The 13738-nt window shown below is 72.1% G+C and carries 10 protein-coding genes; 7 read left to right on the top strand and 3 right to left on the bottom strand.

Going from position 1 to position 13738, the window contains the following annotated elements; all coding sequences use genetic code 11:
• Window positions 1-13: 13 nt before the first annotated feature.
• The gene (locus OG623_RS24875; RefSeq protein WP_406149351.1) at window positions 14-1522 is read left to right on the top strand and encodes a GAF domain-containing protein; all 1509 of its coding nucleotides are present in this window, start codon (window positions 14-16) and stop codon (window positions 1520-1522) included.
• Here OG623_RS24875 and OG623_RS24870 read toward each other — a convergent pair.
• On the bottom strand, window positions 1500-1931 hold the full coding sequence (locus OG623_RS24870; RefSeq protein ID WP_406149349.1) for an Lrp/AsnC family transcriptional regulator: 432 nt from the start codon (window positions 1929-1931) through the stop codon (window positions 1500-1502). The genes OG623_RS24875 and OG623_RS24870 overlap by 23 nt on opposite strands.
• A gap of 231 nt (window positions 1932-2162) precedes the next feature.
• Between OG623_RS24870 and OG623_RS24865 the strand changes: the two genes are divergently transcribed.
• The 4 genes from OG623_RS24865 (at window position 2163) to OG623_RS24850 (ending at window position 7089) form a co-directional block, all read left to right on the top strand.
• Window positions 2163-3302 carry a nitrate/nitrite transporter gene (locus OG623_RS24865; RefSeq protein WP_406151989.1) on the top strand — a complete coding sequence of 380 codons (1140 nt, stop codon included), beginning with the start codon at window positions 2163-2165 and terminating at the stop codon, window positions 3300-3302.
• Window positions 3303-3336: 34 nt separating this feature from the next.
• The gene (locus tag OG623_RS24860) at window positions 3337-4854 is read left to right on the top strand and encodes an acyl-CoA synthetase (protein ID WP_406149347.1); all 1518 of its coding nucleotides are present in this window, start codon (window positions 3337-3339) and stop codon (window positions 4852-4854) included.
• 16 nt (window positions 4855-4870) lie between these two features.
• A complete protein-coding gene (locus OG623_RS24855) occupies window positions 4871-6199 on the top strand; it encodes a carboxyl transferase domain-containing protein (RefSeq protein WP_406149345.1) in 1329 nt (442 codons plus the stop codon).
• A gap of 92 nt (window positions 6200-6291) precedes the next feature.
• A complete protein-coding gene (locus tag OG623_RS24850; RefSeq protein WP_406149343.1) occupies window positions 6292-7089 on the top strand; it encodes a VOC family protein in 798 nt (265 codons plus the stop codon).
• Between the two features lie 81 nt (window positions 7090-7170).
• Here the strand turns inward: OG623_RS24850 and OG623_RS24845 are convergent, their stop codons facing one another.
• Complete coding sequence (locus OG623_RS24845) at window positions 7171-8439, bottom strand: MFS transporter (RefSeq protein ID WP_406149341.1); 1269 nt, start codon at window positions 8437-8439, stop codon at window positions 7171-7173.
• 126 nt (window positions 8440-8565) lie between these two features.
• Here OG623_RS24845 and OG623_RS24840 point away from each other — a divergent pair, with 126 nt between their 5' ends.
• Together OG623_RS24840 and OG623_RS24835 are read left to right on the top strand one after the other, a co-directional pair.
• Complete coding sequence (locus OG623_RS24840; RefSeq protein WP_406149339.1) at window positions 8566-10923, top strand: GH92 family glycosyl hydrolase; 2358 nt, start codon at window positions 8566-8568, stop codon at window positions 10921-10923.
• Between the two features lie 218 nt (window positions 10924-11141).
• The gene (locus tag OG623_RS24835; protein WP_406149337.1) at window positions 11142-12671 is read left to right on the top strand and encodes a PQQ-dependent sugar dehydrogenase; all 1530 of its coding nucleotides are present in this window, start codon (window positions 11142-11144) and stop codon (window positions 12669-12671) included.
• A 457-nt stretch (window positions 12672-13128) separates the two neighbouring features.
• Here the strand turns inward: OG623_RS24835 and OG623_RS24830 are convergent, their stop codons facing one another.
• Entirely contained in the window at window positions 13129-13446 is a 318-nt protein-coding gene (locus tag OG623_RS24830) for a hypothetical protein (RefSeq protein WP_406149335.1), read from the bottom strand.
• Window positions 13447-13738 lie beyond the last annotated feature (292 nt).

Here is a 13738-nt window from a genome sequence, read left to right as displayed (position 1 = left end):
CGACGGCACACCGGTGACAGCGGGGACGGACCTCGACCTGCGGACCACGCTCCAGCACATCGTGGACACCGCCACGGCGCTGGCCGGGGCGCGCTACGGCGCCCTGGCCCTCCTGCACGGCAGGGACGGCCACGTCACCGACCTGTTCACCACCGGGATGTCCGACAGCGAACGCCGGGCGGCGGGCCCGCTCCTGGACGGGCGTACGGGGATGTTCGGGGCTCTCGTGGACGACACACAGGCCGTGCGCGTCCAGGATCTGACGGCGGGCCCGCACCCTCGCGCGATGCCGGCCCCGCTCCTCGCGATGCGCTCCTTCCTCGGGGCGCCGGTCCGGGTCCACACCGAGGTGCTCGGCAGTCTCTGTCTCACCGCCGAGGAACCGGGGCGCTTCGCGGACACCGAACCCGCGCTCCTGCGGCTGCTCGCCTCCCAGGCCGCGGCGGCGATCGGCGGCGCCCACCTGTACGAGGCGGCGCGGCAGCGGGAGCACTGGATCGAGGGGGCGGCGGCCGTCACCCGGGCGCTGCTGACCGGCGCGGGGACCACGGACGCCCTGATGACCGTCGCCGAGCGTGCCAGGGTGCTGGCCGGCGCGGCGGCCGGGGTGATCCTCCAGCCGATCCCGGGCGGCGGGATGGAGATCGTCGCCGCTTCCACCCTCGACGACCCGGCCGGCATCGTCGGCACGACCATCGCGCCCGGCTCCCCCGTCCTGGTCCAGCTGCTGGGCGGCGAGCCGGTCTTCATCGAGGACTCGGCGACGGACGACCGGATGACGACGCACGTACGCTCCCGGTTCGGCCCCAGCATGATGCTGCCGTTGCAGAACGACGGCAGGCTCATCGGGACGCTCGCCCTCCCCCGCCGGCGCGGCGCGGCCCCGTACACGGCGCTGGACCGGCAGCTCGCCTCGCAGTTCGCCTCCCAGGCGGCGCTCGCCCTGGTGATGGCCGACGCGCAGCACTACCGGGAGCAGCTGGCGGTCTACGAGGACCGCGACCGCATCGCGCGCGATCTGCACGACCTCGTCGTCCAGCGGCTGTTCGCGACGGAGATGATGCTGGAGTCGACCCGCCGCAAGGACCTGGCGGGCGACGCGGGGACCGCCGAGCTGCTGGGACAGGCGGTCGACGAGCTGGACTCCACCATCCAGGAGGTCAGGACCGCGATCTTCGCCCTTCAGCAGCCGCCGGCCGACGCACCCACGACCTTCCGCGGCCGGGTGCTGCGTGAGACGGCCGGCGCGGCGGCGACGCTGGGATTCCAGCCGTCGGTGCAGTTCACCGGCACGGTGGACGCCCTGGTGACCGAGCCGGTGGACGGCGAGCTCCTCGACGTACTGCGCGGCGCGCTGGCCGCCGTGCACCGGCGTACAGGCGTGTCGGCCGTCGAGGTCGAGGTGGACGCGACGGCGCGGCTGCCCGACGGGCGCGCCGCGGTGCGGCTCGCGGTCGCGGACGACGGGCGGGCCGAGGACGGCAGCCGGTCGCCGACCGTCATCTGGCAGGCGCCGCTCTGAGGGCGATCCTGGTGTTGGAGTGGGCGACGCCCGCGTCCTTCTTCAGCCGTCGCAGCAGCGCGTCCAGCGAGCCGGGGTCGGCTGCCGTGGCGCGTACGAGGTAGTCGTGGCCGCCCGTCACATGCACCACCTCGGTGATGCCGGGCAGCGTGAGCACCGAGCGTTCGAACTCCTCGTTCGTCGTGTCGAGACGCAGCGACACATCGATGAAGACGACGAGGCCCGAGCGGGTGTCGGCGGCCGGGTCGACGATGACCGTGAAGCCGCGGATCACCCCGTCGCGGCGCATGCGGCGCACGCGGTCCCCCGCCGCGTTGGCACTGAGCCCCACGCGTGCGCCGAGATCGCGGTACGAGATCCGGGCGTCCTCCTGGAGAATTCCGAGGATCTCCCTGTCCAGCCGTTCCATACCGGCGATTGTCGCAGCCCGGAGCCGGAAACGGCGGTCGAGAGGCCCTCCGCCGGGGCCTCCGAGAGGCCCCTCGCCCATGGGGCGTCTGCGGAGCGAGTGCTTTACCCGGATGGCCCAGCCCGCCGTGCCACGCCCTCCTGCCCGCCCTTGACTTGCGCTGTGGACACGACCGCCGAGCGGGCCCCGGCCCAGGACCCGAGCCGATCCGCCGCCTACCGGAATCTGATCATGGCCACGATCGGATTCACGCTCACCTTCTGGGCATGGAATCTGGTCTCCCCGCTGTCGGGCGACTTCAAGGACCGGCTCGGCCTGAGCTCCTTCCAGCAGTCGCTGCTGGTGGCGGTGCCCGTGCTCGTCGGTTCGCTGGGCCGCATCCCGGCGGGCGCGCTGACCGACAGGTTCGGCGCCAGGCTGATGTTCCCCGTGGTCTCCGCCCTGACGATCGTCCCGGTGCTGCTGCTCATCCCGGCGAAGGGCAGCTACGGGGCGATGCTGGCCGTCGGCTTCCTGCTCGGGCTCGGCGGCACTACGTTCGCGATCGGTATCCCGCTGGTCAACTCGTGGTTCCCGCCGGCGAAACGGGGGCTCGCGCTCGGGGTGTTCGGGATGGGCATGGGCGGCGTCGCGCTGTCCGGCTACTTCACGCCGAGGATCGCCGAGCACAGCGTGAACCTGCCGTTCTGGATCGTCGCCGGGGCGCTGCTGGTCTACTCGCTGCTCGCCGCCGTCCTCATCACCGACCGCCCGGGGCGCACGGTGCCCACGGACTCCCTGGCGCACCGGCTGGGCGCGGCGGGCCGGCTGCGGGTGACCTGGGAGCTGTCCGCGCTGTACGCGATCGGCTTCGGCGGCATCGTCGCGTTCGGGGTGTATCTGCCGACGTATCTGAAGACCTGGTACGCGATGTCGCCGACCGAGGCGGGCACCAAGGCGGCCGGCTTCGCGCTGGTCACGGTCGTCTTCCGGCCGGTCGGCGGCTGGCTGTCGGACCGGGTCCACCCCGCCCTGGTCACGGCGGGGGCGCTGCTGGTGGCGGCGCTGACGGCCATCGTCCAGGCCTTCGACCCGCCGCTGGACCCGCTCGGCACGACCGCGCTGCTCTGCATGGCGGCCGGGCTCGGCACCGCCAGTGGAAGCGTCTTCGCCCTGGTCTCGCAGGTGACGCCGCAGACCGAGGTGGGCAGCGTGACCGGCATCGTCGGCGCGATGGGCGGGCTCGGCGGATTCGTGCCACCGCTGGTCATGGGCGCCATCTACAGCGCGAAGGACTCGTACTCGATCGGCTTCATGCTGCTCTCCGACCTGGCGCTGGCGGGCGCCGTGTACTCCTACGGCCGGATGCGGACCATCCGTCGGGAGAGCTGACGGCCTGACGAGGCCACCCCCTACGCTTCGGCGTGTGACCTCTCTTCTGCCCGCGTTGCGCGGAGCGTCCGGCCGGACGGACTCCCCCGAGGCTGTCCGGTTCGGCGAACACGTCCTGACCTACGCACAGTTGGCCGAGGCCTCCGCCTCCCTGGCCGCCCGGATCGCGGACGCGGGGCGCGTCGCCGTCTGGGCCACCTCCACGCCGGAGACGGTGGTCGCCGTCGTGGCCGCCCTGCGGGCCGGGGTGCCCGCCGTACCGCTCAACCCGAAGACCGGTGAGCGGGAGCTCGCGCACATCGTCGCCGACAGCGCGCCCTCGATGGTGCTGGCCGGGGCCGACGACGTACTGCCTGCGGCGCTGGGCTCCCTGGAGCGGCTGGATGTCGACACGGCCGCCCGCTCCCAGGAGGAGCGCTTCCCCGAGCCGTCCGCCGAGTCCCCCGCCCTGGTCGTCTACACCTCCGGCACGACGGGTCCGCCCAAGGGCGCCGTGCTGCCCCGCCGGGCCGTCGCCGCTTCGCTGGACGCGCTGGAGGACGCCTGGCGGTGGACCGGCGACGACGTCCTCGTCCACGCGCTTCCGCTGTTCCATGTGCACGGGCTGATCCTGGGCGTGCTCGGCCCGCTGCGCAGGGGCGGCTCCGTGCGTCACCTCGGCCGGTTCTCGGTCGAGGGGGTGGCCCGGGAGCTGCTCTCCGGGGGGACGATGCTGTTCGGGGTGCCCACGATGTACCACCGGCTGGCAGGCGCGCTGGACGGCGCGGACGCGCCCGCCGGTCTCGCGAAGGCCCTGGCGGGTGCCCGGCTGCTGGTCTCGGGATCGGCCGCGCTGCCGGTCCACGACCACGAGCGGATCACCGCGGCGACCGGCCGCGGGGTCATCGAGCGGTACGGGATGACGGAGACCCTGATGAACACGGGCGTACGGGCCGACGGCGCACCCCGCGCGGGGACGGTCGGCCCGCCGCTGCCCGGCGTCGAGCTCAGGCTCGTCGACGAGGACGGCACGGTGCTCCACGACGCCTCGCTCCCTGGCGCCTCGCCGCAGGACGGCGCGTCGCAGGACGCCTCGTCGCAGGACGGCGCGTCCATCGGCGAGGTCCAGGTGCGCGGCCCGAACCTCTTCACCGGCTATCTGAACCGGCCCGACGCCACGGCGGCCGCCTTCACCGATGACGGCTTCTTCCGCACGGGCGACATGGCCACGGTCGACCCTGACGGCTATGTGCGGATCGTCGGGCGCAAGGCCACGGACCTCATCAAGAGCGGCGGCTACAAGATCGGCGCCGGCGAGATCGAGAACGCCCTGCTCGACCATCCCGGGGTGCGGGAGGCCGCCGTCACCGGTGAGCCGGACGACGACCTCGGCGAGCGGATCGTCGCCTGGGTGGTCCCCGCTGACCCCGGTTCACCCCCGGCGGAGCGGGAGCTGGCGGATCATGTGGCGGGGCAGCTCGCCCCGCACAAGCGCCCCCGCGTCGTCCGCTACCTCGACGTGCTGCCCCGTAACGAGCTCGGCAAGATCATGAAGAGGTCGCTCGGTGTCTGACCCCAGGAGTGGCCGCATGTCGGCGCGGGCGGCGATCGACGCCGTCGCCGGGAGCTTCAGCGAACACCGGCCGCCCGCCGGCCCCACTCCCCCGGACGGCCCGCTCGGCTGGACCGGGTACGCGGAGTCCAGGGCGCTCGCATCGGCGCGGACCGGCGAGGAGGAGTCCGTCCTGTACGGCACGGCTGTCGTCGGCGGCCGTGACTGCGTCCTGGTCTCCTTCGAATTCGGCTTCCTGGGCGGCTCGTTGGGCGGCAGCACCGGGGACCGTCTGGTGGCCGCGTACGCGCTTGCGGGTGAGCTCGGGCTGCCGCTCGTCTCGCTCGTCGCCACCGGGGGCAGCCGGATGCAGGAGGGCATGATCGCGCTGATACAGCTGCAGCGGGTGGCAGGCGCGTCCGCACGGCTGAGGGCCCAGGGGCAGGCGCAGATCGCGGTGCTGCGGGATCCGACGACCGGGGGCGGCTGGGCCACCGTGGGAGCGGGCTCCGATGTGGTGCTGGCGCTGCCGGGGGCGCAGATCGGCTTCGGGGGGTCCAGGGTGCGGCCGGCCGACGCGGATCCGTACGCGTACACCGCCGAGGGGCAGTTGGCGGCGGGCCAGGTCGACGCGGTCGTGACCCCGGACGAGCTGCCCGGGACGCTGGGGCGCTGGCTGGCCTTCCTGGCGGCCGGTGGTCAGGCGCAGGCCGCCCCGGTGCCGGGAGCCCTGTCGGACACGGGCCTGCCCGCGACCGGCTGGGCGGCGGTGGAGCAGGCGAGGGCGGCGGCGCGGCCACGGGCCGAGGCCTATCTGGACGCCTACTTCGACGACCGGCTGTCCCTGAGCGGCGACCGGTGCGGCGGCCGGGACCCCGGGCTGCTCTGCGGAGTGGGCCTGCACGCCGGGCGGCCCGTGGCGTACGCCGCCCAGTGCGGCACCGCGACCCGCCCCGCGGGCTACCGCACCGCGGCCCGGGTGATCCGGCTCGCAGACCGGCTCGGGCTCCCGGTGCTCACCCTGATCGACACCCCGGGCGCGGCCAACGACGCGGAGGCGGAACGTGCCGGTGCGGGCGCCGCCATCGCCGACGCCTTCGCGGCGGTGGCGGGCGCCGGGGTCGCCCTGACGACGCTGGTGATCGGCGAGGGCGGCTCCGGCGGCGCGCTGGCCCTGGCAGCGCCGGACAACACCCATGTGACCGCGGACAGCTACTTCTCGGTGATCGCCCCTGAACTGGCGGCGGCCATCCTGAAGCGCGGCCCCGAGGAGGTACGGTCCACCGCCGACCAGCTCAGGCTGCGCCCCCAGGACCTGGTGGAGCTGGGGGTCGCCCGCTCGATCGTCGGCCCCGCGGGTCCGTAGGGACGCGCGCCCGGCCGGGACAGCCCTTAGCGTGGCAGGGGAGATCACGCACCGCGTTCGCCCCATTCACCGCGACCGGAAAGGTCCGAGTCATGTCAGCGGAATCCAAGGGCACCCCCTGCTGGGCCGACGGTACGTTCGGCGACCTGGAGGGCGCGAAGCGCTTCTACGGTGAACTTCTGGGCTGGTCCTACGGCGACTCCATGCCGGAGTACGGCAACTACACCCAGGCGTATGTGGACGGCAAGGCGGTGGCCGCGCTCTCGCCGCCGCCGCCCGGCCAGGAGGCGCCGTCCGCCTGGTGTCTGTACCTGGCGACGCCGGACGCCGCCGCCACCGCCGCGCAGGTGCGCGAGCACGGCGGCGAGGTGCTGGTGGAACCGATGCGGGTCGGTGAGTTCGGCACGATGGTGCTGGCCGCCGACCCCGGCGGGGTGGTGTTCGGGGTGTGGCAGCCGGACGCCCACAAGGGGTTCGAGGCGCAGGCAGTACCGGGCGCCTACACCTGGGCCGAGGTCTTCACCCGGGACCCGGCGAAGGCGGACGCCTTCTTCCCGGCCGTCTTCGGCTACGGCGTGAAGCACGTCGACGACGACGCGATCGACTTCTCCCTCTACGACCTCGGCGCGGACCCGCTGCTCGGCCGGATGAAGATGGGGGACGAGTTCCCGTCCGATGTGCCCGCCCACCTCAATGTGTACTTCTGCGTCGAGGACTGCGACGCGGTCGTGGAGAAGGCCACGTCGCTCGGCGGGCAGCTGCGGTACGGCCCGATGACCATGCCGTTCGGGAGGTTCGCGTCCCTGACGGATCCACAGGGCGGTGTCTTCTCGGTCATCGACCCGACGACGACCGGGGGCGAGATGCCGAAGGTCACCGACGTCAGCTGACCCTGCCTCCCCCGGGACGTCCGGGCCCTCGGCGCCTTCAGGCCGCGCTGATGTGGGACGGATCGGGGCGCGGACCGGCTGTCACGGCTGCGGATCCCGCGCGTCGTACCGGGCGAAGCCGCGCCAGCGCAGCCCCAGCAGGCACACCACCAGCACACATGCGATGCCACCGCCGGTCACCGCCACGGCCGGTGAGGTCAGATCGGCCACGGAGCCGGCCACGACATCACCGAGCCGTGGTCCGCCCGCCACGACGACGATGAACACGCCCTGCAACCGGCCGCGCATCTCGTCCGGCGCGGCCGCCTGGAGCATGGTGTTGCGGAAGACCATCGAGATGGAGTCGGCGCATCCGGCGAGCGCGAGCAGGACAAGGCCGGGCCAGAGCTGCCGGGTGAGCCCGAACACGGCGATGGCTCCGCCCCAGCAGGCCACCGCGATCAGCACCGCGAGCCCGTGCCGGCGGATGCGGCCGAGCCACCCGGAGAAGACGCTGCCCAGGAGGGCCCCGAGCGCAGGTGCGGCGACCAGGAGTCCGGTGGTCTTCGCGTCGCCGCCGAACCAGACCACGGCGACCACGGGGAAGAGGGCGCGCGGGTTCGCGAGCACCATGGCGCCCAGGTCGCTGAAGAAGGTCATCCGCAGATTGGGCCTGGTGCCGAGGAAGCGCAGACCGTCCAGCACGGACGCCCGCCCGGCGCTCTTCTCCCCCGCCGCCCGGCCGGGCAGCATCGAGGGCAGCCGCCACATCGCGTACAGCGAGGCGGTGAAGGTGATGGCGTCGACGGTGTACGCCGACCGGTAGCCCCACCAGCCGACGATGAGGCCGCCGAGCATCGGACCCGCCAGGCCGCCGGTGGTGGACGTCATGGCGTTGAGCGCGTTGGCCGCGGGCAGCTGTTCGGGCGGCAGGAGCCGGGCGATCATCGAGCTGCGGGCCGGGGAGTTGAGCGCGAAGCACACGGCCTGGAGGGCGACGACCGCGTAGAGCAGCCCCAGGTGCTCGACCCCGGCGAAGGTCACCACGGCGAGCACGAGGGAGAGCAGGAACGATCCGGCGGCACTGAAGAGCCCCAGCTTGCGCCGGTCGACGGTGTCGGCGACGGCTCCGCTGTACAGCCCGAGCAGCACCAGCGGCACGAGCGAGCAGAGGCCGATCAGCCCGACGGAGAACGCGGACCCGGTGATGTCGTAGACCTGGAGGGAGACCGCCAGGGACGTCATGCCCTGTCCGATCCAGGACACGGTGTTCCCGAACCAGAGCCGCCGGTAGTCGGGCGAGGAACGCAGCGGCGTCAGGTCGGCGAGTATGCGGGTGCGGGATACACCTTGTTCGGCGGTTTCGGTCACAGGGGATGGTAACGAGCCCACCCGGGGACCCGTACAGCAGGTTGACGAACAGGTTGACGGAAAGACGGCGCAACGGCAAAGATCAACGGGCTCGGAATTGACAACGTTGTCTACGAGAGGATCGCGATGAGAGCGTTGCAGCGCGCATTCACCACCTTGTTGATCACCACCACCCTGGCCGCGGTGTCCGTCACCTCCGGCGTCGCCGGCGCCGCGGAACAGGGACCGCGGTTCGCCGCCGACCCCACCGCGCTCGTCGACACCTCCATCGGCAACAACGGCGACGGCACGACCTTCCCGGGCGCGGCGGCCCCGTTCGGCATGGTGCAGCTGAGCCCCGACACACAGCTGAACAAGTACGCGTCCTACGACTACGCGCAGGACACCATCCTCGGCTTCAGCCACACGCACCTCTCGGGCGTCGGCTGCCAGACGATGGGCAACGTCCGGTTCATGCCGACCACCGGTGCGGTCACGTCGTCCGACCCGGAGACGTACGCGGCGAAGTTCAGCCACGACAACGAGACCCGTACGCCCGGCTCCTACGGCGTGACGTTCGACAACGGCATCCGGGCAGAGCTCGCCGCGACCGAGCGCACCGGCCAGCACCGCTACACCTTCCCCGCCGGATCGGACGCGCAGAACGTCCTCATCGAGACCGGCGAGAGCAACGGCAGCACCTACGCCGGTGACATCGAGGTGGTCGGCAAGGACACCGTCGAGGGCTGGCTCCAGGGCGGCAACTTCTGCGGTGAGACCGGCAAGGAGCGCTACCGCGTCTACTTCAGCGCGAAGTTCGACCGGACCTTCTCGACGTTCGGCACCTGGTCCGACGACACTCTCGCCCCGGGCACCCGTGAGGCGTCGCGCGGCACCCAGCGCGCCGGCGCCTGGCTGTCGTTCGACCCGGCGGGCGGCGACCAGGTCGGCTCGTCGGTGGGCCTGTCCTACACCTCGGTCGACGGTGCGCGCCTCAACCGCAGGGCCGAGCAGCCCGCTTCGTTCGACAAGGCCCGCTCGGGTGCGCACGACGCCTGGCGGGACGAGCTGAACCGTATGCGCGTGGCGGGCGGCAGCACCGCCGACCAGCGCACCTACTACAGCGCCCTCTACCACTCGCTGCTGCACCCGTCGATCGGCTCCGACGTCGACAACCGCTATCGCGGCTTCGACGACAAGGTGCACCGGTCGGACGCGACGTACTACCAGATGTTCTCGCTCTGGGACACCTACCGCTCGCAGAACCAGCTGGTGGCCCTGATCGCCCCGGACAAGGCCACCGACATGGCCAAGTCCGTGCTGCGCGTCCACGAGGACGGCGGCTGGGTGCCACGCTGGGGCCTCGGCAACGGCGAGACCAACGTGATGAGCGGCGACCCCGTCACCCCCTGGGTCGTCGACCTCTACAACCGCGGGCTGCTGGACGACCACACCTCGCGCCGGCTCTTCGACGCGCTCTGGAAGAACGTCAACGAGGTCCCGTCGGACCAGTCGGCCTTCCGCGGCCGTGACGGCAACCCGACATACGTCGAGAACGGCTGGGTCGGCTACCAGGACCTGCCCGGTTACACGTACGGCGACAGCCGCCAGGCGGGCTCGGCCACCCTTGAGTACGCACTCGCCGACTGCGCGCTCTCCACGATGGCCGACGGCCTCGGCTACCGGGACAAGGCCGCGAAGCTCGCCCCGCGCTGCGACAACTTCGCCAAGCTCTGGGACGCCGACGTCACTTCGGAGGGCTTCTCGGGGTTCCCGGTCACGAGGAACGCGGACGGCACCGTCGCCGGTGACCCCGACCCCACGCAGTCCGGCGCGTTCCACGAGGGCACCGCGTGGCAGTACCAGTGGCTCGCCCAGCAGGACCCGGAGGCGCTCTTCGGCCTCATGGGCGGTCAGGAGAAGGCCGAGCAGCGGCTTGACACCTTCTTCGACATGCCGACCGTGCTCACCGACCCGGCGAAGGCCGCGTCGGATTCCTGGGTGACCGGCGCGTACGACTACCACAACAACTTCGCCTTCAACCCGAACAACGAGCCCGACTTCCACGCACCGTGGATGTACGCGTGGACCGGTGCGCCCTGGAAGACCTCGGCCGTACTGCGCGCGATGCGGACGCTCTTCACCGACGACGCCTACGGCATGCCGGGCAACGACGACCTCGGTGCCACCTCGTCGCTGCTCGTCTTCGCCATGGCCGGCGTCTTCGAGGCCCAGCCGGGCTCAGCCGACTACATCGTCAGCGCGCCCATGTTCGACAAGGTCGAGATCCGGCCCGAACACGGGCGGCGGATCCGCATCGAGGCCCCGGGCGCGAGCGCGTCGAAGCTCCAGTACGTGTCCTCCGTGAGCACGGACCGGGGCAGGCTGCACCGTAGCTGGCTCTCCCACAAGGAGCTGCTCCACTCCGGCACGATCAGGATCAAGCTCTCCGGCAAGCCGACGAACTGGGGCGTCGACGCCGCCCCGCCGGCCCTGGCTCCCTGAGACACGGGGTGCGGCCCTCCACGAGGGGGCCGCACCCCGCCCACCGCGGGGCTGTTTTTCGCCATGCGGCCTGAAGGTGGCTCAATCGCGCGTTGCCGTCCCGTTCCAAGACCCTCAGCCTGGTGCGGGAGCGCTCCCACGGTGCTGGTGATGCGGTTCGGCCGTGCTTGGCGCTCTCCATGGAACCTTGATGCGCGTCCCCCCTCTGGAGCCGACATATGTCAAGACGCCGCTGGGCCTGGCCCCTTCTGCTCGCTCTCCTGTTGACCGCACCACTCTCGGCCCCCGCCACGGCGGATTCCGCGCCGGCCGGGACCCGGGCGGCGGAGGCCGCCCCGTCCGTGCCGCTCACCTCGCTCAGCGCGACCACCACCCAGGTGGCCTCGGGCCTGAAGCGGCCCACCGCCGTCGCGTCCCCCGACGACGGCACGGACCGGCTGTTCATCACCGAGAAGTCCGGCACCGTCCGGGTCTACGACCCGGACACCGGCCTGGCCGAGACCCCCGTCATCGACATCACGTCGGCCGTCGACGAGTCGGGCAACGAGCGCGGCCTGCTCGGCATCGCCTTCCCGCCCGACTTCGCCGACAGCCAGACCCTGTATCTCGCGTACACCGCGCTGCCCGACGCGGCGGTCACCCTCGCCCGCTACCGGCTCGACGGCTCCGGCCCGGAGGTCCTGCTCTCGCAGGCGCACACCGAGAACACCAACCACAACGGCGGCCAGCTCACGTTCGGTCCGGACGGCGATCTGTACTGGAGCATCGGCGACGGCGGCGGCTCGGCCGACCCCCTGCGCTCCGCGCAGCATCTGGACACCCTGCTGGGCAAGATCATGCGCATCGACGTGAGCCGGAGCTGCGACCCGCTCCCCTACTGCGTGCCCGAGGACAACCCGTTCGTCGGCACGGCGGGCGCCCACGAGGAGATCTGGCTGTACGGGCTGCGCAACCCGTGGCGGTTCTCCTTCGACGCCGCCGACGGCTCGATGTGGATCGGGGATGTCGGCCAGGGCCGCTGGGAGGAGGTCGACCACCTCGCCCCCGGGCAGGGCGGCCTCAACCTCGGCTGGTCCTGCTACGAGGGCCTGGAGAAGTTCGAGGGCGGCGACTGCGTGTCGGGCGAGACGTACACCGACCCGGTCTTCACCTACTCCCCGTACACCGGCGGCTGCGCGCTCATCGGCGGCCATGTCTACCGGGGCCAGGAGTACGCCGATCTGGCCGACGGCACGTACATCGCCACGGACTACTGCTCGTCCACGGTCTGGGCCCTGCGCCCCGACGGCGAAGGCGGGTACGAGCAGGCCGAGATCGGGCAGACGCCGACCCAGGTGACGGCGATCGGGACGACATCCGACGGCGAGTTCTACATGGTCAACGACCTGCCCGGCGGCCTGCACCGGATGTCGTTCGCACAGGAGGAGCCCACCTGCCGCGTCGACCGCACGGTCACGGAGTGGGGTACGGGCACGACGGTCGACCTCACCGTCACCAACACGGGCAGCGAGCCCGTGGACGGCTGGACGCTCGAATTCCCGCTGCCCCTGGGGCAGACCGTCGTCTCCGACTGGAGCACGGACCTGACCCAGTCGGGCGACATGGTCGAGGCGGTCGACGCCTCGCAGAACGCCACGATCGCTCCGGGCGCGAGTATCACCCTCGGCTATCTCGCCGACCACACGGGTGACGCGTCGCCGCCGCCGCGGTTCCAGCTCAACGGGGCCACCTGCGCCGTGGGCAGCTAGGGTCCTACGTTCGGACCGGGCCGGGCTCGCGGTGCCACGGGGCACGGGCACCGCGGCCTCGTGGCGGTCCTCCTCCCCCAGGGCGCAGCCGCAGGCCGCCGGCAGTCCCTTCCCCGTCAGCCGTGCGGTCGACGGAGTCGAAAGCCGAAGCTCGGCGTGGCGGCCTCGGAGGAGGCGGTACGGGGCGGTCCCGGTCCCGCTCCGGGAGGCGTAGAGCTCGGCCGGTCCGTCGTCGGGCAGGTCGGCGAGCGGCAACAGTCCCGCCGTCGTACGGGAGGCCGCGAACACATGCCCTCCCGGGACCCGACCCGCAGCGCCTGCCGGCACTCGACGCCGGCGAGACAGAAGTCGCCGAGGTTGCAGCCACGCCCTGCTGTCCGTCCAGCTCGTGGACGGACAGCAGGGCGTGGCTGTACAGCTGCCGCGGCCTTCGGAACAGCTCCGTCCGGGGCCGGTGTCAGGGGCGTACGTCGCAGACCGCGAGCAGGCAGAGGTTGAAGCCCTGGGTGTTACTCGGCCCGGCGTTGTCCCACGGCGCCGGCCCGCCCACCGAACAGCGCGAGAGCAGGCACAGATTGCCACCCTGGACGCCCCGGTAGGCGTAGGTGGTGCCCGAAGAGGCCTGGCGTGGCTGGTCCGCCCGTATGGACTGCGCCGTCGGTGCGGCCGGCTCACGGGCCTCGGCGGCTCCGGCGATGGTCGCGGTCGACATCAGCAGTGCGCCGGCGGCCGCGGTCGCGGCGCTCCAACGCAGGGTGGTTGCGGCGATGCTCATGGACACTCCATGTCTCGTTACGACTGAACCCCTACGCGGGTTGTTCGGAGCCACCCGCCGTACGGATTGCCGACCGGCGCGGAATCAACACCGTTCGACATGTATGCGCCCGCGAAGTGCGCAACCCCCCTCCATGGATGTGCCGTGCATCACGCCACCAATCCGCTGGCTTTGCGACTCCGAATCACCGGTGTGACAGCCCATTTGGGACAACGACGACCATCTGGAGCCCTCGGCCGTGCACACACGCGCCGTGGCACGGATTCGCAACCGCGACGCCGACCGGCTTCCG

The sequence above is a fragment of the Streptomyces sp. NBC_01012 genome (assembly GCF_045162755.1).
GTDB lineage: Bacteria > Actinomycetota > Actinomycetes > Streptomycetales > Streptomycetaceae > Streptomyces.
The sequence above is the reverse complement of the archived record's forward strand: the minus strand, read 5'-3'. Positions and strand labels throughout refer to the sequence as shown.